The sequence below is a fragment of the Lactobacillus sp. PV034 genome (genome assembly GCF_014522305.1).
GTDB lineage: Bacteria > Bacillota > Bacilli > Lactobacillales > Lactobacillaceae > Lactobacillus.
On record NZ_CP041982.1, the window covers coordinates 345009 to 366527 of the forward strand.

Annotated in this window: 22 protein-coding genes; all 22 read left to right on the forward strand. The window is 34.1% G+C overall.

The window, feature by feature from the left end; genetic code table 11:
* The first annotated feature begins 26 nt into the window (after positions 1–26).
* The 22 genes from FP432_RS01795 (at position 27) to FP432_RS01900 (ending at position 21514) form a co-directional block, all read left to right on the forward strand.
* The gene (locus FP432_RS01795; protein WP_265489159.1) at positions 27–386 is read left to right on the forward strand and encodes a hypothetical protein; all 360 of its coding nucleotides are present in this window, start codon (positions 27–29) and stop codon (positions 384–386) included.
* 11 nt (positions 387–397) lie between these two features.
* Positions 398–2647, forward strand: a complete 2250-nt coding sequence (locus FP432_RS01800) for a RelA/SpoT family protein (protein ID WP_265489161.1) — start codon at positions 398–400, stop codon at positions 2645–2647.
* Entirely contained in the window at positions 2647–3090 is a 444-nt protein-coding gene (gene dtd / locus FP432_RS01805) for a D-aminoacyl-tRNA deacylase (protein ID WP_265489162.1), read from the forward strand. The genes FP432_RS01800 and dtd overlap by 1 nt, the downstream gene beginning before the upstream one ends.
* Before the next feature lie 253 nt (positions 3091–3343).
* A complete protein-coding gene (gene hisS, locus FP432_RS01810; RefSeq protein ID WP_265489163.1) occupies positions 3344–4630 on the forward strand; it encodes a histidine--tRNA ligase in 1287 nt (428 codons plus the stop codon).
* 23 nt (positions 4631–4653) lie between these two features.
* Positions 4654–6498, forward strand: a complete 1845-nt coding sequence (aspS, locus tag FP432_RS01815) for an aspartate--tRNA ligase (protein ID WP_265489164.1) — start codon at positions 4654–4656, stop codon at positions 6496–6498.
* 194 nt (positions 6499–6692) lie between these two features.
* Positions 6693–7127, forward strand: coding sequence for a LytTR family DNA-binding domain-containing protein (locus FP432_RS01820; RefSeq protein ID WP_265489165.1), 435 nt, complete (start codon positions 6693–6695; stop codon positions 7125–7127).
* Positions 7124–7570, forward strand: coding sequence for a DUF3021 domain-containing protein (locus tag FP432_RS01825; RefSeq protein WP_265489166.1), 447 nt, complete (start codon positions 7124–7126; stop codon positions 7568–7570). Before FP432_RS01820 ends, FP432_RS01825 begins: the two co-directional genes overlap by 4 nt.
* A gap of 119 nt (positions 7571–7689) precedes the next feature.
* Positions 7690–8115, forward strand: coding sequence for a peptide-methionine (R)-S-oxide reductase MsrB (msrB, locus tag FP432_RS01830; RefSeq protein ID WP_265489167.1), 426 nt, complete (start codon positions 7690–7692; stop codon positions 8113–8115).
* A gap of 70 nt (positions 8116–8185) precedes the next feature.
* Positions 8186–8740 (forward strand): peptide-methionine (S)-S-oxide reductase MsrA, encoded by a 555-nt coding sequence (msrA, locus tag FP432_RS01835; RefSeq protein WP_265489168.1) that lies wholly within the window; start codon positions 8186–8188, stop codon positions 8738–8740.
* A 103-nt stretch (positions 8741–8843) separates the two neighbouring features.
* A complete protein-coding gene (locus FP432_RS01840; RefSeq protein WP_265489169.1) occupies positions 8844–9722 on the forward strand; it encodes a YitT family protein in 879 nt (292 codons plus the stop codon).
* A gap of 114 nt (positions 9723–9836) precedes the next feature.
* Complete coding sequence (gene rpsU, locus FP432_RS01845) at positions 9837–10013, forward strand: 30S ribosomal protein S21 (RefSeq protein ID WP_003647180.1); 177 nt, start codon at positions 9837–9839, stop codon at positions 10011–10013.
* Between the two features lie 97 nt (positions 10014–10110).
* Positions 10111–10554, forward strand: coding sequence for a GatB/YqeY domain-containing protein (locus FP432_RS01850; RefSeq protein ID WP_265489170.1), 444 nt, complete (start codon positions 10111–10113; stop codon positions 10552–10554).
* A gap of 68 nt (positions 10555–10622) precedes the next feature.
* Complete coding sequence (locus FP432_RS01855) at positions 10623–11531, forward strand: PhoH family protein (RefSeq protein WP_265489578.1); 909 nt, start codon at positions 10623–10625, stop codon at positions 11529–11531.
* A complete protein-coding gene (gene ybeY, locus FP432_RS01860) occupies positions 11531–12055 on the forward strand; it encodes an rRNA maturation RNase YbeY (protein ID WP_265489171.1) in 525 nt (174 codons plus the stop codon). The genes FP432_RS01855 and ybeY overlap by 1 nt, the downstream gene beginning before the upstream one ends.
* A 48-nt stretch (positions 12056–12103) precedes the next feature.
* On the forward strand, positions 12104–13012 hold the full coding sequence (era, locus tag FP432_RS01865) for a GTPase Era (protein ID WP_265489172.1): 909 nt from the start codon (positions 12104–12106) through the stop codon (positions 13010–13012).
* The gene (recO, locus tag FP432_RS01870; RefSeq protein ID WP_265489173.1) at positions 13012–13764 is read left to right on the forward strand and encodes a DNA repair protein RecO; all 753 of its coding nucleotides are present in this window, start codon (positions 13012–13014) and stop codon (positions 13762–13764) included. Before era ends, recO begins: the two co-directional genes overlap by 1 nt.
* Before the next feature lie 245 nt (positions 13765–14009).
* Positions 14010–14927 (forward strand): glycine--tRNA ligase subunit alpha, encoded by a 918-nt coding sequence (glyQ, locus tag FP432_RS01875; RefSeq protein WP_265489174.1) that lies wholly within the window; start codon positions 14010–14012, stop codon positions 14925–14927.
* Entirely contained in the window at positions 14920–16992 is a 2073-nt protein-coding gene (gene glyS / locus FP432_RS01880) for a glycine--tRNA ligase subunit beta (RefSeq protein ID WP_265489175.1), read from the forward strand. The genes glyQ and glyS overlap by 8 nt, the downstream gene beginning before the upstream one ends.
* 16 nt (positions 16993–17008) lie before the next feature.
* Positions 17009–18820, forward strand: coding sequence for a DNA primase (gene dnaG, locus FP432_RS01885; RefSeq protein ID WP_265489176.1), 1812 nt, complete (start codon positions 17009–17011; stop codon positions 18818–18820).
* A 14-nt stretch (positions 18821–18834) separates the two neighbouring features.
* A complete protein-coding gene (rpoD, locus tag FP432_RS01890) occupies positions 18835–19956 on the forward strand; it encodes an RNA polymerase sigma factor RpoD (RefSeq protein WP_265489177.1) in 1122 nt (373 codons plus the stop codon).
* An 81-nt stretch (positions 19957–20037) separates the two neighbouring features.
* The gene (locus tag FP432_RS01895) at positions 20038–20724 is read left to right on the forward strand and encodes a tRNA (adenine(22)-N(1))-methyltransferase (RefSeq protein WP_265489178.1); all 687 of its coding nucleotides are present in this window, start codon (positions 20038–20040) and stop codon (positions 20722–20724) included.
* Positions 20717–21514, forward strand: coding sequence for a Nif3-like dinuclear metal center hexameric protein (locus tag FP432_RS01900; protein WP_265489179.1), 798 nt, complete (start codon positions 20717–20719; stop codon positions 21512–21514). The genes FP432_RS01895 and FP432_RS01900 overlap by 8 nt, the downstream gene beginning before the upstream one ends.
* Positions 21515–21519 lie beyond the last annotated feature (5 nt).

Genomic DNA, 21519 nt, shown 5'->3' on the forward strand with positions numbered 1-21519 from the left:
TATAAAAAAGAAAGAGAATATTAACAATGGAAAATAAACAAAATAAAAAAGGGATTAATAAATTAAATGAAAAAAGTTTTATGCCTGTAATTTGGTTAACCTTACTTGCAGTAATTATTTGGATTATTTGCCCTTTAGTACACTTATCTAAAGTTTGGCGAATTGGTTTAGTATTTTTTATCTTTAATTCTTTTATTGCATATGAAATAGGCCATCTGATTACTTTACGTAAAGCAAGTAAATGGTGGATTTTGCTTTTCCCAGCTGTTTTTGCCATTGCTGTTTTAATTCATTTTGCCCGCTATAATTTGTTGCTTTGCGTTGTTTATTTTTGTTTTGAATTATTTGGCCTTTGGCGTGATGAATTTTATCGTGAAAAGAAATAGGTGATGTTTATATGTCCAAATATCGTGAAATGACCCATGACGAAGTTTTAGCGGCTTGTCAAGAATATATGAATGATTCAGATATTGAATTTGTTGAATCAGCCTATAAATTTGCTAAAGATGCCCATGAAGGACAGTTTCGTGTATCAGGACAACCATATATTATTCATCCTACTCAAGTAGCTGGTACACTTGCTACCTTGAAATTAGATCCTGACACAGTAGCTGCGGGTTACTTGCATGATACGGTTGAAGATACTCCGGTCACAAATGATGATATTAAAGAAAAATTTGGTGAAGATGTTGCCTTCATTGTTGATGGAGTAACGAAGCTTTCAAAAATCCCTTATAAGTCAAAAACGCATGAAGAATATTTAGCTGATAATCATCGTAAGATGCTGATTGCAATGGCAAAAGACTTACGAGTAATTATGGTTAAATTGGCAGATCGTTTGCACAATATGCATACACTAGATCACCTGCGTCCTGATAAACAAAGAAGAATTGCTGATGAAACACTAGATATTTATGCACCTTTGGCAGATCGTCTAGGTATCGGAACAATTAAGTGGGAATTAGAGGATATGAGTCTGCATTACTTAAATCCTCAACAGTATTACCGGATTGTTAACTTAATGCAATCTAAGCGTAGTGAACGTGAAGGATACATTGCAGATGCAATTGATACTCTGAAAAAAACACTCGATGGCTTGCACGTTAAATATGATATTTATGGTCGTCCAAAACATATTTATTCAATTTATAAAAAGATGGTTAATAAACATAAAGATTTCAGTGAAATTTATGATTTATTGGCTGTACGTGTAATTGTAAAATCAGTTCCTGATTGTTATGCGGTATTAGGTGCTGTACATACGGAGTGGAAACCAATCCCTGGCCGGTTCAAGGATTATATTGCTGTGCCTAAAGCCAATGGTTATCAATCATTGCATACCACAATTATTGGGCCAGGTGGTAAGCCACTTGAAATTCAAATTAGAACTGAACAAATGCACGAAGTAGCTGAATACGGGGTTGCTGCTCACTGGGCCTACAAAAAGGGTAGTACAGATGGTGTAGCCCAGACTGAAGCTACTAAGAAATTAAATATGGTTCAAGAAATTCTTGAATTACAAGATGAGACTAAAGATTCTCATGAATTCATGAAAAGTGTAAAGACGGATATTTTTTCTGATCGGGTTTATGTTTTTACACCGCAAGGGGATGTTTATGAATTACCTAAAGATTCTAGTCCGCTTGATTTTGCTTATATGATTCACTCAGAAGTTGGTTCTCATTCAGTTGGAGCTCGGGTAAATAACAAGATTGTGCCATTAGATTACCATTTAAAAAATGGTGATGTAGTTGAAATGCTAACGCAATCTAATGCCAAGCCTTCTCGTGATTGGGTAAATATTGTCAAAACTTCTCGAGCTCGCAATAAAATTAAACGTTTCTTTAAGGCAGAAGATAAAGAAGTTAATACTGAAAAAGGTAAAAATTTAGTAGAAGAAGAACTTCAAAATAAAGGTTTTGTACCAAAAGACTTTTTAACTAAGGACCAATTACAAAAAGTTATTACCCACTTTAATTATCATAATGAGAATGAACTTTTTGCAGCAGTAGGCTTTGGTGAAATTTCACCAGCTACAGTAGTTAATCGCTTAACTGAAGATGTACGCCGTGAACAGGAAAACGAAAAGCAGCGTCAAAAAGAAGCGGAAATTATGAATGCTGGTCAGCAAAGTATTACCGATAATGATGATTCAAAAGCACCAGCTGATGTAATGCGGGTGAAGCATAATAATGGCGTTATGGTTCAAGGAGTATCTGATTTAATGCTCCATTTGGCTAAGTGTTGTAACCCAGTTCCTGGTGATCCAATTGTTGGTTATGTTACCAAAGGACGTGGAGTTACAATTCACCGCTATGATTGCCCTAATATTACTGAAGAGGCGAGAAAACAGGGGCGTTTAATTGATGTGGCTTGGGAAAATGTTGCAAGACACAAAAATGATGAAAATTATAATGCAGATATTGAAGTCTTTGGTTATAATCGTTCTAAGTTATTAAGTGATGTCATTACTGCTTTAAATTCTAAAACTAAAAATATTGTTAATATTTCTGGTAAAGTTGATAACAATAGTATGGCTCACATTTATGCTACAGTTTCAGTTAGAGATGCCAATCACTTAGAAGATATTTTGAGTCGATTGCGTGATATTCCAAATGTTTATGAAGCAAAGAGGTCAACAAATTAATGAGAGTTGTGTTACAGAGAGTTAACCATGCCCAAGTAGCTATTGATAATAATATTGTAGGAAAAATTGATCGAGGACTATTAGCCTTGGTAGGTTTACGCAATGGTGATAATAGTGAATTAGTAAAAAAGGCTGCGGCTAAAGTTGCTAAAATGCGAATTTTTGAAGATGAAAATGGAAAAACAAATTTATCTTTAGCAGATGTGGGAGGTCAAATTTTAAGTGTTAGTCAGTTTACTTTATTAGCTGATACGAAAAAGGGTAATCGCCCCAGCTTCTTTGATGCAATGCGCCCACCTAAATCTAAAGAATTATGGGAAGAGTTTAATCAAGAAATGGAACAAAAGGGATTCCATGTTGAAACAGGTGAATTTGGGGCAGATATGCAAGTTTTACTTGAAAATGATGGACCTTTTACGATTGTTTTAGATCTTGATGAATAGAGCTATTGACAAGTTAATAAAAAAAAAGTATTCTAAAAAAGAATTATCGAAGACAAAGATTGAGACAAGTGGTAACCACCAGAGAGCGTCTAGTTGGTGAGAGGACGCAGAAATATACACGAGTCGTGACACTTTAGCAGATAATGGTTCGTGTGGCGAGCGTTAATCGTAGCAAACAAAAGGTGGTACCGCGCAAAAGCGCCCTTGATTAAATTCAAGGGTGCTTTTTTTGTTTTGGAAAGGTTAGATGTAGATGAAAGTTCAAAAGCCTAAAGGTACAGTAGATATTCTGCCTGACGTTTCTTATCAATGGGAAAAGGTAGAACAAACAGCAAGAGAGTTCTTTGAACGTGCCAATTATCGTGAAATTAGAACTCCAGCTTTTGAAAATTATGAAATTTTTGCTCGTTCGAGTGGTGAATCTTCAGATGTTGTTGAAAAAGAGATGTATGATTTTCATGATAAGGGAGATCGACATATTGCTTTAAGACCTGAAGGAACTGCCGGAGTAGTTAGAGCATATGTAGAAAATAAAATTTATGGCCCTGATTATGTTAAGCCATTTAATGTTTTCTATATTGCACCAATGTATCGTTATGAAAGACCACAAGCAGGTCGTCAACGTGAATTTCACCAAATTGGGGTTGAAAGCTTTGGCTCAGCTAATCCTTTAGCAGATATTGAAACAATTTTAATGGGTAATGATTTACTAAATAAACTCGGAGTTAAGAATTTCGAATTACATATTAACTCTTTAGGTAATGAAGCTGTTCGAAAAGCTTACCATGATGCTTTAGTAAATTACTTTACTCCAGTAAAAGACCAATTATCTGCTGATTCCAAGCGACGTTTGGAATCAAATCCTTTAAGAATTTTGGATTCAAAAGAAGAGCAAGATAAGCAGTTTTTGCCAGATGCGCCAAAAATTGTTGATTACTTAGATGAAGAATCTAAGGCTAACTTCAAGACGATTACTGATACTTTAACTAGCTTAGGAATCAAGTATGTATTAGATGATGACTTAGTTCGTGGTCTGGATTACTATACTGGCGTAATTTTTGAGTTTATGGTTGAAGATAAAAATCTTTGGCAATCTAAAACTACTATTTTAGGTGGAGGACGTTATGATCACTTGGTTGAAGAATTTGATGGTCCTCAGACTCCAGCTGTTGGTTTTGGTATTGGTGAAGAAAGACTAATGTTAGTGCTTAAGCAACAAAACCCTGAATTCTTTGAAGATGAGGGGATTGATTTCTTTATTACTAATATTGGCCAAGGAACTGCTCAAAAGACAGTAGAGATTGCTAGACAGTTACGTAATCAAGGTTTGAAAGTTCAATATGATGTTGATCAAAAGAAGCTTAAAGCACAATTTAGAAAAGCTGATCGTGTACACGCTAAGTATGTAATTACTTTAGGTGCTAAGGAATTAGAAAATGGCACTCTAAATATTAAGCGCTTAAGCGATGGAAAAACAATTGATCTTGAGTTAGCTGATCTTGATAATATTGATGAAGTTTTAAAACAATTAAAAGATTAATTATTTAGAATATCGAGGAAAAAATGGATAAAAGAACTGATTATGCAGGTAACATTACCTCAAAGTATGAAGGTCAAGAAGTTACTTTATATGGTTGGGTACAAAGAGTTAGAAAATTAGGTAAGCTAATTTTTATTGATTTACGTGACCGTGAAGGAATTGTTCAAATCGTAGTTAACCAAGATTCAGGACAAGAATTAATGGATATTGCTCAAAGTCTTGGGAATGAATACGTTATTGAAGTTAAGGGTAAAGTTGTTAAACGTTCTAGCGTAAATCCAGATATGAAGACTGGTGAAGTGGAAGTTGATGCAACTGAAATTAAAGTTTTGAATAAGTCACAAACTCCACCATTTGAAATTAAAGACGATGCTGAAATTAGCGAACAAACTCGTTTGAAATATCGTTATTTAGACTTACGTCGTCCAACTCTTCAAAAAGCTATCATTTTACGTTCAAAGATTTTACGAGCTGTTCATGAATACTTTGATGAAAATGGCTTTATTAATATTGAAACTCCCAATTTAGGTAAATCTTCTCCAGAAGGTGCACGTGATTACTTAGTTCCTTCAAGAATTTATCCTGGTAGTTTCTATGCTTTACCTCAATCACCACAATTATTTAAGCAGTTATTAATGGGTGCGGGTTTTGACAAGTACTACCAAATTGCTCGTTGTTTCCGTGATGAAGACTTACGTGGTGATCGTCAACCAGAGTTTACCCAGATTGATATGGAAGCATCTTTCCAAGATGAGCAGGGAATCCAAGACATTACCGAAGGCTTACTTAAAAAGGTTATGAAAGATGTAATGGGAATTGATTTAAAAACTCCTATTAAGAGAATTACTTGGGACGAGGCCATGAATAAGTACGGTTCTGATAAGCCGGATACTCGTTATGAAATGTATCTTCATGACTTAAGCCCAATCTTTAAGGATAGCGACTTCAAAGTATTCTCAGGTGCAATTGCTGACGGTGGTGTTGTTAAAGGAATTGCTGTTAAGAATGGTGCTAAGCAATATTCCCGTAAACATATTGATGCAAAACAAGATTATATTAAGCGTTATCATGCTAAGGGTCTTGCTTGGGTTAAATATGAAGACGGTGAATTTTCAGGTCCAGTAGCAAGATTCTTAACTGATGAAAATAAAGCAGCCCTGAAGAAAGAATTTAACCTTGAAGGTGGAGAATTAGTGGTAATGGTTGCTGACAAATGGAAGGTTGTTACTGATTCACTGGATCACTTACGTCGAGAATTTGCTAAAGAAACTGGCATTATTCCTAAGGATGTTTATGACTTTGTCTGGGTTGTTGATTGGCCATTATTTGAATATGATGAAGGTTTTGGCCGCTGGATTGCTGCTCACCATCCATTTACTATGCCAGATGACAAGGGAATCGAATTATTAGAAACTGAACCACATAAGGCGCATGCACGTTCATACGATATTGTTATGAACGGTGACGAACTTGGTGGAGGTTCAATCCGTATTCATAAGCGCTCAATTCAAGAAAAGATGTTCAAAGCGCTTGGTTTTACTAAGAAACGTGCTTATGAACAATTTGGTTACCTAATGGATGCCCTTGATTTAGGTTATCCACCAGAAGCAGGTCTTGCAATTGGACTTGATCGTTTTGCAATGTTATTAGCTCAAAAGGATAATATTCGTGATGTTTTGGCCTTCCCTAAGAATGCTAGTGCATCTGAACCAATGATGCATGCACCAGCACCTGTAGCTGATCAACAATTAGCTGATCTAGGAATTGAAGTTGAAGAACAATTCCATGATAGTGTAGCTGAAACTAATGCGCGTCTTGAAAAAGAAGCTCAAGAAGATGCTGCTAAGAACAGTACTTGGGATGAATAAAAAGTAAAAGATAATTTTAAAAACCTCTTACCAAATTAGTGGTAAGAGGTTTTTTGGTGAGATTGCTCAAAAGACCAAATTTATTGTGAAAGAGACCATTTGATAAATAGAAAGTACCAAATGATGATGTTTTAGTATTAGGGATAATTTATTGGTTATACTTAGCATATAAAAATAAAGGGAGGTTAAACATTTTGAAAATTGTTTGTCATGTTGATTCCTCAATTCAAGAGGAAAGAGGTGAAATTTGGGTTCGAGATCTAACGCCAGAATTATCTAATCTACTTAATTTCGTGAATAATGGGCAACAAGTACTCTGGTGTATTAAGAATAAAGAATTAAAACCAATAAGTTATGAAGAAATTTTTGCAATACAGACTTCTTCTCATGGATTAGATGTGTCTACCGAAAAAGGACACTATGTATATCATGAAACACTTTCGAAATTAAAAGAAAAATTAAATGATACTTTTATTGAAGCTTCTCAAAGTGCTATTTTTAATTTTCACCATATTGATCATTTAGAATTGAATGACAATGGGACGATTGATGTTATTTTGAAAAATCAACAACGTATCCAAATAGCAAGAAGAAAAATTAAAAATTTAAAAAAGAGGTTAGGTATATGAAAAAACATATTTTTTTATTAATTAATGGTATAGCCTGGGGAGAAGTATATGGACTAGCTTTCTCAATTTTTTTTAGCTATATATTCCGATTAAATACTTATGCTCCCTCCACACCTGCTTTTACTGAGCACTTTACACGTCCCCTAGATGCAGTTTTAGCCTCAATAATATTATGGGGCTTAATGGGGTTACTTTTTAGTGCAGGTGCTCTAGTTTTTAAAGTGAAAAATTGGTCACTAAGAAAACAAACTATTATTAACTTTATTATTTATTACTTTGGATTTACACCTCTTGCGATACTTGCAGGGTGGTTTCCATGTAACCTAGTGTGGCTCACAATATTTACTATTATTTTTATTTTAATTTATCTTGTAATGTGGTCAATCAATGTATATATCTTTAAACGTGAAGTAAGAAAGATTAACCAAAAGCTTCAAAAATAAATTATAGAATTTTTCAAATTAAAAGGACTATGGCTTTAACCATGGTTCTTTTTTGTAAGCAATTTTGTATTTACTTTTAGTAAGATTTGCTATAGTTAAGTTAGAAAGAAGGGTAAAAGATGAGTGATAAAAAAGATTTAAGTAAGTTAACACCACTTCAATTTGAAGTAACACAACATGCAGCAACTGAAAGACCTTTTACAGGAAAATATGATGATTTTTATGATAAAGGTATATATGTTGATGTTGTTTCAGGTGAACCTTTATTTTCTAGCTTAGATAAGTATGATGCAGGATGTGGTTGGCCTTCATTTACTAAGCCAATAGAAAAATTGAACTATCATCGTGACACAAGCTATGGAATGGAACGAACTGAAGTAAGAAGTCCGCAGGGAGATTCCCATTTGGGACATGTTTTTACTGATGGTCCGATTCAAGCAGGTGGATTAAGATATTGTATTAATTCAGCTGCTTTAAAATTTATTCCCTATGATGATTTAGAAAAAGAAGGCTACGGCGAATATAAAAAACTTTTTGATAAGTAAAAAAGTGTGCCACAAATGTGCCACTTTTATGAAAAATACTGAAATTTATTGAAAGAAAGGGAAAAATGCAATGAACGATAAAAGCCTTGATAGTAAAGAAAATAAGCAGTATGAAACAGCTATTTTTGCAGGTGGATGTTTCTGGTGCATGGTTGAACCTTTTGACACTCAGCCTGGCATAATTAGTGTAGTGTCTGGTTATACAGGTGGTGATGTTCCCAATCCTACCTATGAACAAGTCTGCACGGGAACAACAGGGCATACTGAAGCAGTAAAGATTACTTTTGATCCTAAAATTATTAGTTATGCGGATTTAGTTAAGATTTATTGGCAAGTAACTGATCCAACCGATGCAATGGGGCAATTCCAAGATCGTGGATCTCAATATCAACCAGTTATTTATTATAATTCGCCTGAACAAAAGGAAATTGCCATCAAGTCAAAGGAAGATTTAGAAAAATCTGGTAAGTTTGATGAGCCAATTGTAGTGAGAATTGAACCTGCAAAACCATTTTATCCAGCTGAAGAATACCATCAAGACTTTTATAAAAAAGATCCTTTACGTTATCAACTAGAGGAAATGGGTGGACGTGAACAGTATAAAAAGAAGTACTGGAATAACTAATATTACAAACATGAAACTTTTACGATTTGTCTTGTTTTTATCTTAGCTACTCATTAAACTTAAACTATTGGTTTAATTATTAGGAGAGTTAAGGAAAAAACTATTGAATAAATTAGAAGATCTATCACGTCAACATGATTCGATATCCAAGATATCAGCCGGAATTGTTTATGCTTTAGCCGTAGCAATTGCATTGAATTTCTTTTGGACTCCTGGTCATATTTATGCATCTGGAATTACAGGTTTTGCGCAAGTAGTGCATTCATTTTCAAGACACCTTCTACCAGTTCCATTAGCTACTTCAGTGATGTATTTTGTATTAAATATTCCTTTATTTATTATTGGCTGGCGTAAAATTGGTCGTCGTTTTACTATCTATACGCTTTTTACGGTTTTATTGGCATCAATTATGATGCGCGTAATTAGTCCCGTAAAGATTAGTTATGATCCAATTATCTGTGCTTTGTTTGGTGGGGTAATTAATGGTGTCGGTACTGGTCTAGCTTTAAAAGCAGGTATTTCTACTGGTGGGCTAGATATTTTAGGGATTGTTTTAAGACAAAAGACAGGAAAAAGTTTTGGAACAATTAATATTGCTTTTAATCTTGTGATTGTTATTTGTGCCGGCTTTGTATTTGGCTGGAGTCGTGCACTTTATACCGCCTTGAATATTTTTATTAATGGGCGTGTGATTGATTATGTTTATAATCAACATCAAAAATTACAGGTATTAATTGTCACTGAAAAGCCAAAACATATTATTGAAGGCATTCAAAATAAAATGCATCGTGGTATTACAATCTTGCATGACGTAGAAGGTGCATATAGTCATACTGAAAAGACAGTTTTAATTACCGTGATTGATCATTATGATATGTATGATATAGAAAAAATTGTAAGTGAAAATGATCCTTATGCTTTCATGAGTATCTGTCAAGTTGCAACAATACACGGGCGCTTTGTTGAACAAAAGCCGGTATAAAAAAGTTGAAGAAAATTTAGTAATTCTATTGACCGATATTTTCAGGTTAGCTATAATCAATATATATGTTGTGGCACATTTTATGTGTCAAGAAATGGAAGGAGGGATCTCACTATGGCAAAGACAATCGTTCACGAAAACGAGTCTATTGATGATGCTCTTCGTCGTTTCAAACGTTCCGTTTCTAGAAGTGGTACTTTACAAGAATACCGTAAACGTGAATTCTACGAAAAACCTAGTGTTAAGCGTAAGTTAAAATCTGAAGCAGCACGCAAGCGTAGACATTATTAATAAATAAAAAGCCCTGATAGATTTGTATCTATTCAGAGCTTTTTTTGTTGAAAAAGTTTACAATATAGATAGTTATTCATTAGAAAGGAATTATATAATGGCTCTTAATGATACTTTGATGGAAGATATGAAAAATGCTATGAAGGCAAAGGATAAAGATAGCCTCACCGTGATTCGTTCGTTAAAATCAGCTCTAATGAATTATAAAATTAAAGTTGGTCACGAATTAAATAGTGATGATGAACTTGATGTCTTGGCTACAGCATTAAAGCAAAGACGTGAATCATTAGAAGAATTTTCTAAAGCAAAACGTCAAGATTTGATTGATGCAACTAATAAAGAAATTGAAACTATTGAAAAGTACATGCCAAAACAATTATCTAATGATGAATTAGAAGCTACGGTTGAAGAAACCATTAAAGAAGTGGAAGCAACATCTAAGAAAGATTTTGGTGATGTGATGCAGGCCTTAATGCCTAAGATTAAAGGAAAAGCCGACGGTAAAGCCGCTTCTGTAATGGTAGGGAAAAAGTTAAATTAATTAGCTATGGAGGCTCATTAGTGGAACAAGCAACAGCTATTTTTACTCCTACTAAACCTGAATCTATTATGAATTTAGTAGGAATAAATGATTCGAATTTAAAATTACTAGAAGAATCATATGATGTTCGGATAACCGATACTGGAAGTGAAATTGAAGTAATTGGGGCTCAAGAAGTTGTTGAAAAAATTCTGAATATCCTAACTGCTCTGGACAAAGTAATTACTCGTGGAATTCATATTAATGCTACAGATGTTGTAAGTGCCGTAAAAATGGCAGACAAAGGAACATTAGAATTTTTTGGTGAATTATATAGCAAAGTTCTAATTCGTGATGCTAAAGGTCGTCCTGTAAGAGTAAAGAATATGGGACAAAAAGCTTACGTAGATGCAATTAAAAAATATGATGTAGTTTTTGGTGTTGGTCCAGCAGGAACAGGAAAAACTTTTTTGGCTGTTGTAATGGCAGTCGCTGCTTTTAAAAAAGGTGAAGTTTCGCGTATCATTTTAACTCGACCAGCAGTAGAAGCAGGTGAATCGCTGGGATTTTTACCAGGCGATTTAAAAGAAAAAGTAGATCCTTATTTAAGACCAATTTATGACTCTCTTTATACTATTTTAGGAACCGATACAACTAATCGATTGATGGAGCGTGGATTAATTGAAGTTGCCCCACTTGCTTATATGCGTGGACGAACTTTAGACGATGCGTTTGTTATCCTTGACGAAGCCCAAAATACTACTGAAGCGCAAATGAAAATGTTTTTAACTCGTTTAGGCTTTAACTCAAAGATGATTGTCAATGGGGATCAGACTCAGATTGATTTACCAGGGAGAGCCAGAAGTGGGTTATTACAAGCTGAGCACATTTTAAAGGGGATCGATCAAGTTAAATTTATTCGTTTTACTTTTAATGATGTGGTTCGTCACCCAGTAGTGGCTAAAATTGTTAAGGCTTACGAGGAAGAGGAAAGATAGTGGATCAATTAGATATTTCGTTTAATGATGAAATTAATTTTTTAGAAGATAGTAATCGTGATTGGGTAAAATGGATCACGGATTTGTTACTTTCTGCTAAAGAAGCTATTCATAAAGAAAACGCACAAGAAATTAGTATTAATTTTGTTTCGCCTGAAGAGATCCATAAAATTAATAAGGATTATCGTGGAAAAGATCGTCCCACTGATGTTATCTCATTTGCAATTGAAGATGATGAAGATAATTTAATGGCACAATTTTTTGATGATCCAGATTTTGTTGAAGATATTGGTGATTTATTCATTTGCATTGATGTAGTAAAAAAACAAGCGGTTGATTATGAAACAGGTTTTGAGCGTGAATTTGGCTATACTTTGGTTCATGGCTATCTTCATTTAAATGGCTTTGATCATATTGAAGATGATGAAGCAGAAGAAATGTTTAGCATCCAAGGAAAGATTTTACGTGAATATGGCTTACCACTTCGTGCGAATCAAGAAACGCACGGAAAACAGATTCACTAATTAAAAGATAATTTTTGAAGAGATATTTTCATACTAGAGGTTTGAATAATGAATAAAGAAAATGAATTTAAATCTGGGTTTGTAGCTCTAATTGGACGCCCAAATGTTGGTAAATCAACTTTACTTAATTATTTAGTTGGTCAAAAAGTAGCTATCATGTCACCTCAACCCCAAACTACACGTAATAAAATTTCAGGAATTTATACTGATGAACATGAACAAATTGTTTTCATTGATACTCCTGGAATTCATAAACCTAAAAATAAGCTAGATGACTTTATGGATAAATCTAGCTTGTCTACTTTGGATGAGGTAGATGTAGTTTTATTTATGGTCGAACCAGAACCTGCTGGTAAAGGAGACCATTATATAGCTGATTTACTAAGTAAAATTAAAAAGCCTGTATTTTTAGTAATTAATAAGATTGATACTATTCATCCTGATAAATTATTAGAAATAATGAATTCTTATCGTTCATTAGGTGATTTTGCAGAAATAGTTCCTATTTCTGCTAGTCAAGGAAATAATGTTGATGAGTTGATTAAAACTATTGGTAAATATCTTCCTGAAGGACCCCAATTTTATGATACTGATCAAGTAACTGATCGTCCTGAATACTTCATTGTCGCCGAATTAATTCGTGAACAAGTTTTGCGTTTAACTCATGAAGAGGTCCCACATGCTACTGCTGTTGTAGTTGATCGGATGAAAGATCATGAAGCGGGTAAATTACAAATTGAAGCTACTATCTATGTTGAAAGAGATGGACAAAAGGGCATCATTATTGGTAAAGGCGGAAAGATGCTTAAGCAAATAGGGATTGCTGCTCGTCGAGAAATTGAAAATCTTTTGGGTGAAAAAGTTAACTTACGATTATGGGTCAAAGTTCAAAAGAATTGGCGTTCAGATCCTGCGTTTTTAAAGTCAATTGGCTATAATGCCAAGGAATTACGTTAATGGTACGAGAACTAGAAGAAGTTCAAGGGATAATTTTTAAAAGAAAAAAATATAAAGAAGCTGATGCACTATGCAAGGTTTTTTCAAAAGAAAAGGGAATTTTTAGTTTAGATATTCGTGGTGCCTACCGTCCAAAGTCAAAATTGGGCCCTGTTACTATGAACTATTCTTTTGGTACTTATGTAATTAATACTACCGGTAAAGGAATAAGTAATCTTCGCACCTATAAAAATATTAAGCAATTTGATGGGTTGTATCATGACTTGGTTAAACAAGCTTATGCAAGTTACCTTTTAGATTTAGTAGATCATGCTTTTTTGGAATATCAGGATCTAGGTCCAACTTATGATTTGATTTTTACTGCCTTGCAGAAAATTGATGATGGAGCCGATCCAGAAATTATTAAGCAAATGGTAGAATTAAAGATTTTACAAGCTTACGGAGTAAAACCGCAATTACGAGCTTGTATTGTTTGTGGCAAAACACAGGGAAAGTTTGACTATTCGTTAGAAAAGGGTGGAATAGTGTGTGAAGAGCACTATTCATTAGTTCCAAGTAGAATGCACTTAAATCCCAAGGTAGTAGCTTTAATTCGAACACTAGCTCTTTTAAAAATTGAACGATTGGGAGAAACTAAGATAAATGATCAATTAAAACGTCAAGGCAAAAAACTAATCGACCGTATGTATTCTAGTTATTTAGATTTAAACTTAAAAACCAAAAAATTCTTAGATGAATTGACAATAAGTTGATGTAAAAACCTAAATATTATGCTAAAATGTAAACGTAGTTTTGGCATATTAGAGGAGAGAAAAAAGTACTAGTAAAGCGAGTGTAGTATGGTGAAAGTACACCTAGGAAAAGGCACCTCTAAGCTAAAATCAATTAAGAGCAGAAAGAATAAGCTTTCTGAATTAGGGTGGAACCGCGAATCAATCGTCCCTATGCAAATTTTGCATAGGCTTTTTTTATTGCCTATGGTATGAGGAGAGATATTATGTCAGAAAAACTGAATGTCCAAGATATGATTTTTAAATTGGAACAGTTCTGGGCCTCAAAAGGTTGTATGATTATGCCTTCATATGATGAACAAAAAGGGGCTGGGACTATGAGTCCATATACTTTTTTACGTGCGGTTGGTCCTGAACCATGGAAAGCATGTTATGTTGAACCATCTAGAAGACCAGCTGATGGTCGTTATGGAGATAATCCTAATAGATTGTATCAACACCACCAATTCCAAGTAGTAATGAAGCCTGCTCCAAAAGATATTCAACAATATTACCTTGATAGTTTAAGAGTGTTAGGGATTGAACCTTTAGAGCATGATATTCGTTTCGTAGAAGATAACTGGGCAAACCCATCAATGGGATGTGCTGGTGTTGGTTGGGAAGTATGGCTAGATGGAATGGAAGTTTCTCAATTTACTTATTTCCAAGTTGTGGGTGAACTAGATGTTAAACCAACAATGAGTGAAATTACTTATGGTGTTGAAAGATTGGCTTCCTATATTCAAGATGTAAATTCTGTCTTTGACCTCGAATGGGGAAATGGCGTTTTATACCGCGATATTTTCAAACAACCTGAATATGAACACTCAAAATATGCTTTTGAAGAAAGTGATCAAGAACAATTATTGAAAGACTTCGAAAATTACGAAGCTACAGCTAAGCGTTTATTAGGATTGAACTTAATTCACCCAGCTTATGATTATATTCTTAAATGTAGCCATACATTTAACTTGTTAGATGCACGTGGCACAGTTTCAGTTACTGAACGTGCTGGCTATCTTTCAAGAATTAGAAACTTGGCTCATTTAGCAGCAAAGGGTTTTGTTGAAGAACGTGAAAAACGTGGTTTTCCATTATTAAAACACCAAGAAGAAAAGCAGAATGCGGGGCAAGAAAATGACTAAAGATTATTTATTTGAAGTTGGAACTGAAGAAATGCCAGCTCACGTTGTTTCTCGTAGTGTTAAACAATTGGCTGATAAAACTGGAAAGTTTTTAAAAGAAAATGGTCTATCATTTAAGGGAATCCGAACTTATTCAACTCCGCGACGTTTAACTATCTTGGTTCAAGATCTGACCGAAAAACAAGAAGATATTGACGAAGTAAAAAAAGGTCCAGCCAAAAAGATTGCTCAAGATGCAGATGGTAATTGGACTAAGGCTGCGGAAGGTTTTGCTCGTGGTCAGGGAATGACTACAGAAGATATTTACTTTGATGAATTGAAGGGAACTGAATATGCCTATGTTCACGTTCAAAAAGAAGGAAAAAAGGCTGAAGAAATCCTGATGGGAATGAGTGATATTGTTAAATCAATGAATTTCCCTACTAAAATGCGTTGGGGTACTTCAGGTGATTTTGAATTCGTGCGCCCAATTCATTGGATGGTTTCCTTATTTGATAGTGAAGTGATTCCTGTAAGATTACTTAATATTGTTGCTGGACGTAAAACTGAAGGACACCGTTTCTTAGGTGATAGTGTTGTTTTAGCAAACGCCGATGATTATGAAGAGGCATTGAAGAGCCAATACGTAATTGCTGATGCCGATGAACGCAAGGGCATTATTTTAAATCAAATTAATGAACTTGCTGCCCAGCATAATTGGAAAGTTAATATTGATCAAGGCTTACTTGAAGAAGTTACTAACTTAGTCGAATATCCTACTGTTTTTGCTGGTAGTTTTGATGAAAAATACTTGATTATTCCCGATGAAGTACTAATTACTTCAATGAAGGATAATCAACGTTACTTTGAAGTTTATGATGAAAATGGTAAGTTAATTAATCATTTCATTTCAATTAGAAATGGTAACAGTGAGTACTTAGATAATGTTATTTCAGGTAATGAAAAGGTTCTTGTCGCTCGTTTAGATGATGCTCAATTCTTCTACGATGAAGATAAGAAATATCCGATTTCTCATTTTGTTGATAAATTAGCTAATGTTTCATTCCATGATAAAATTGGTTCAATGTCTGAACATATGTTAAGAGTAAAACTAATTGGTGAATATCTAGCTCATAAACTTGGATTATCAGAAGATCAAGATAAAGACTTTGATCGTGCAGCAGATATCTATAAGTTTGATTTGGTAACTGCTATGGTAGGAGAGTTTGCTGAATTACAAGGTATCATGGGAATGCATTATGCTCGTTTGGCTGGTGAAAATAGTAATGTAAGTAATGCTATTAAAGAAAGTTATATGCCAATCAGTGCTGAGGGTGAACTACCGGAATCAGTAGTAGGCTCTTTACTTTCAATTGCTGAGAAACTTGATACAATTATTACTTTCTTTGGTGCCGGAATGGTTCCAAGTTCTTCTAATGATCCTTACGCTCTTAGAAGAAGTGCTTATGGTATTGTACGAATCTTACTAAATGAAAATTGGTCTTTATCAATTGAACAAGTATTGCCAGATTTGATTGAAATTTTAAGTGAGAAAACACCTGCTAAGTTACCAAAGAGTCAAGATCAAGAAACTGAAATTTCTAGTTTTATTCGCGATCGTGTAAAACAATATTTACAAGCTAATAATTTTTCATATGATGTGGTTGATGCTGTTCTTGCATCAAGTCAACAAGATCCTATTCAAATGCTTGAAGCAGCAAGAGCATTACAATCTCACCATGATGATAAGGACTTCAAATCAGTCGTTGAAAGTCTTACTAGAATTAATAATATTCTTAATAAGGCTGAATTTAATAATGATACTGAGATTGATGAAGAATTATTCGAATCAAATAGTGAAAAAGAATTAAATGCAGCTGTAAATCAACTTTTAGAAGAAAATTTAAATATTGCTGATTTATACAATGGTTTTGTAGAGTTACAACCAATAATTGATAACTATTTCGAGTCTAATATGATTCTTGCCAAAGACGAAAAAGTTAAAAATAATCGTCTCGCACAATTAGCTAAAGTTAATACTCTTGCAGCACGAATTGGTGACTTAAGTCAATTAGTAATTAAATAAAAGGAAAGAAAAACTAATGGCTGGTCGAATTCCAGAAAGTTTTATTAATGAAGTTAGTAATGCAGTAAATATCGTTGATGTAATTGGACAATATGTTTCTTTAGAGAAAAGGGGAAAGGACTATATTGGCCTTTGTCCTTTTCATCAAGAAAAGACGCCTTCATTTACAGTCAATGAGAGTAAACAATTTTTTAAGTGTTTTGGATGTGGTAAAGGTGGAAATGTCTTTAAGTTTTTAATGTATCAGGAAAATTTAAGCTTTCCTGAAAGTGTAAGACGCGTTGCAGAATTTGCTAATATATCGATGCCTAATGGGGTTGGTGCTCAAAGTACACCTCTTAGTCCATTATTAAAAATGTATGAAGAAGCAACCGAATTCTACCATCACATCTTACTTACTACTAAAGCTGGAGAAGTCGGCTTAACTTATGCCAAAAATCGTGACTTAAATGAAGAACTATTAAAGCATTTTAAGATTGGTTATGCTCCGGATAATGACACTATTCTTTTAACTTTTTTAAAGCAAAAAGGTTATGAGGAAGAATTACTTCGTCGAAGCGGTTTATTTGTTGAAACAAAAGATGGCCGCTTATTTGATCGCTTTCGCAATCGTTTAATGTTTCCTTTATCTAATGAGAATGGCAGAACAATCGCTTTTTCTGGTAGAAGAATTAGCGATAATCCTGAAATAGCCAAATATGTAAATAGCCCAGAAACAGAAATCTTTACCAAATCAAAACTTCTTTATCACTTGAGCGAAGCAAAAAAGGCTGTCCGTGATGAGGGCCACTTAGTACTTTACGAAGGTTATATGGATGTAATTGCAGCCTATAAAGCAGGAGTCAAGTCAGGAGTCGCCTCAATGGGAACCAGCTTGACCGATGAACAAGTTTATCTTTTAAGACGAATCAGACCTAATGTAATCATTAATTATGATGGTGACAAAGCTGGAGTACACGCTGCTGAAAGAGCAATTACACTCTTTAATAAAGTTTCGGGGTTTAACATAGGTATCGTTGTTTTACCTGATAACCTTGATCCAGATGAATATGTAAAAAAATATAGTGCAGAAAAGTATCGTCATGAAATTAATGGTGCAATTTCACCGACTAAGTTTTTATTAAAACGTAGTGCTGCAAAATACAATTTGCATAATGAGCGAGAAAAATTAGCTTATATTAATGATGGAATTGCCATTATCGCACAGTTAAATAATCCTGTCGAAAGTGATATCTACTTGTCAGATTTTGCCAAGGAAGTAGATGTTTCAATTGAATCGCTAAAAGTTTCATTGTTGAGAGAACAAAGGAAGCTGAGAAAGTCTCGCCAACATCAACAGCCTTCTTTACCAGCATCACAAATTAATGAAGTTGCGGATAATGTAGCAAGAGAACCAAAGCTATCTCCACAATATTCCTCTAAATTTCTAAGTTTACAACGTTTACTTTACCTATTTATTCATAGTGAAGAAGCGAGAAATTATTTACTTAATCTGAATTTCTTATTTCCAGATAAAAGTTATGCTTTAATAGCAGAAAAATGGTTAGAGTATTTAGGAAAAGATAGTGAACATTCAATTAAGGATTTTACAAATTTTATTCCTGAAGATTTGGGGAGTATAATAGTAGACATGGAATTGGCTGATATGCCAGCTGATTATTCAAAACAAGAGATTGATGATCAGATAAGAGCTTTAGAAGTTAACCGAATTGATGACCAACTAAATCAGTTACAGGAAAGTCTGAGAGAAGCTCAAAGAAAAAATAACAATTCAGAGTTATTAGATATAACTAAAAAAATAATCGAATTAAAGAGACTGAAAAGTTAGAGGAGGACTTATAAATGGCAGAAAAAAAGGCTACAGAAAGTATGCCTTCTTTATCATTAGATAAAAAGGTCAAAGAAGTAGTAAAAGATGTTAAGAAAAGTAAGTCTATTACAGAAACTGACTTTACAGAGCAATTAATCACTCCTTACAAACTAGAAGGCAAAGCTGTTGATCAGTTGGTTCAAGAATTTGAAGATAACGGTATTTCAATCGTTGATGAAAATGGTGAACCTTCAAAATTAGCTTTGAAGAAGCAAAAAGATGTTGAAAGAAAAGAATTAAATGACATGTCTGCGCCTTCAAGTGTAAGAATGAATGATCCTGTAAGGATGTATTTGAAGGAAATTGGACGTGTTTCCCTTTTAAGTGCTGATGAAGAAATTGCACTAGCCAAGAGAATTGAAGCTGGAGATGAAGAAGCTAAACAAGAATTGGCCGAAGCTAACTTACGTTTGGTTGTATCAATTGCTAAGCGATATATTGGTCGTGGAATGTCCTTCCTTGATTTAATACAAGAAGGAAACATGGGCTTGATGAAAGCTGTCGATAAGTTTGATTATCGTTTAGGTTTTAAGTTCTCAACTTATGCAACTTGGTGGATCAGACAAGCTATTACTCGTGCAATTGCTGACCAAGCTAGAACTATTCGTATTCCAGTTCACATGGTTGAAACCATTAATAAACTTATTAGAATTCAAAGACAATTGTTGCAAGATTTAGGTCGTGAACCAACTCCTGAAGAAATTGGAGCAGAAATGGATATGCCAACGGACAAAGTTAGGGATATCTTAAAAATTGCCCAAGAACCGGTTTCTTTGGAAACACCAATTGGTGAAGAAGATGATTCTCATTTGGGTGACTTTATCGAAGATAAAGATGCTACAAGTCCTGAGCAACATGCATCTGCTGAATTATTGAAAGAGCAATTAGAACAAGTCTTGGATACTTTAACTGATCGTGAAGAAAATGTTTTACGTTTGCGTTTTGGTCTAGATGATGGACGTACTCGTACTTTGGAAGAAGTTGGTAAAGTATTTGGTGTTACCCGTGAACGTATTCGTCAAATTGAAGCTAAGGCTTTACGTAAGTTAAGACATCCTAGTCGTTCTAATCAATTAAAGGACTTTATGGATTAAACATAAAAAGACTTTGGAAAAATATTCCAAAGTCTTTTTTACTACTATTATGCTAGAATTTATAGTTGAGGAGGGCGAATTATGCTTGAACAACGTCTAGCACAATTAGCAGATATGGTAGAACCAGGAAGCCGCGTGGCTGATATTGGAACCGATCATGCCTATTTACCAATTGCATTAGTCAAAGATGAAAAAGTTAATTTTGCAATTGCGTCTGATGTGGCCGCTGGTCCTTTGAATAATGCTATTAATGACATTAAAATGGCAGGATTAGAGGGCAAAATCATTACAAGATTAGGGTCAGGCTTAGAGACACTAAAACCTGAAGATAAGATTGATACAATCATTATTGCTGGTATGGGTGGTAAATTAATGCGTGATTTATTGGATAAACCAGCTCAAGAAAATAATTTTTATGAGAATTTAATTCTAGAACCTAATGTTGGTGAACCTATAGTAAGAAAATGGCTAATGGATCATTCATATAAGATTGAAGCTGAAAAGATAATTGAAGTATCAGGTCATATTTATGAATTGATAAAGGCTAAGTGGGTGAAAGATTTAGTTAATCTTAGTACTGCACAAATTCAGTTTGGTCCATTTTTATTAAAAGAGAAAAACAATATTTTTATCAAAAAATGGTCTAAGCAATTAGATTTTCAAAAAAATCTATTAAGTAACTTACAAAAAGCTAAACAACAAGATGCGAATAAAATAGAAGCTACGAAAAAGATAATAGCGATGATTGAGGAGATACTTCATGACTAAAGTAAAAGAGATTATTAATCAGTTGAATCAAATTTTTCCTGAAGAAATTGCATCAGCTGGAGATCCGGTAGGAATTCAAATTGGTTCAGTAAACCAAGAAGTAACTAAGGTGATGACGACCCTGGATGTAAGACCTCAAGTAGTTGATGAAGCGATTGAAAAAGGAGTTAATTTAATTATTAGTCATCATCCTTTGATTTTTCGACCAATCAATAATTTAGATTACGCTGATCCTCAAAAGGCAATGTACGCCAAAATCATCGCTAATAATATTACAGTTTATTCGATCCATACTAATTCTGATAAAGCTCAAAATGGGTCAGCTGACTGGGAAGCTGAAGAATTAGGCTTAAAAGAAGTTGAGCCTTTTGCTTTAGATAAAGATGGAATTGCAATTGGACGTAAAGGAAAATTACCTAAGGTAATGAGTGCAAAAGAATTTGCTTATTATGTAAAAGATCGGATGAATATTCCAATGGTCCGTCTAATAACTGCAAATAATGATGCAAAAATCTCAAGTGTTGGCTTTATTTGTGGAGATGGAGGCAAGTTTTGGCATCGAGCTGTAGATGAAGAACTTGATGCTTTCATTACCGGTGACGTTTATTATCATGTGGGGCATGATATGATTTCAAGTGGTATTACTGTTGTTGATCCTGGTCACTATACAGAAAAATTATTTAAATATAAGGTCTTTGATCTCTTACAACAATGGAACAAAGAAAATAATTGGAATGTGGGGATTGAATTATCTGAAGTTTCCACCAATCCATTCCAAGATTTATTTTAAGTAAG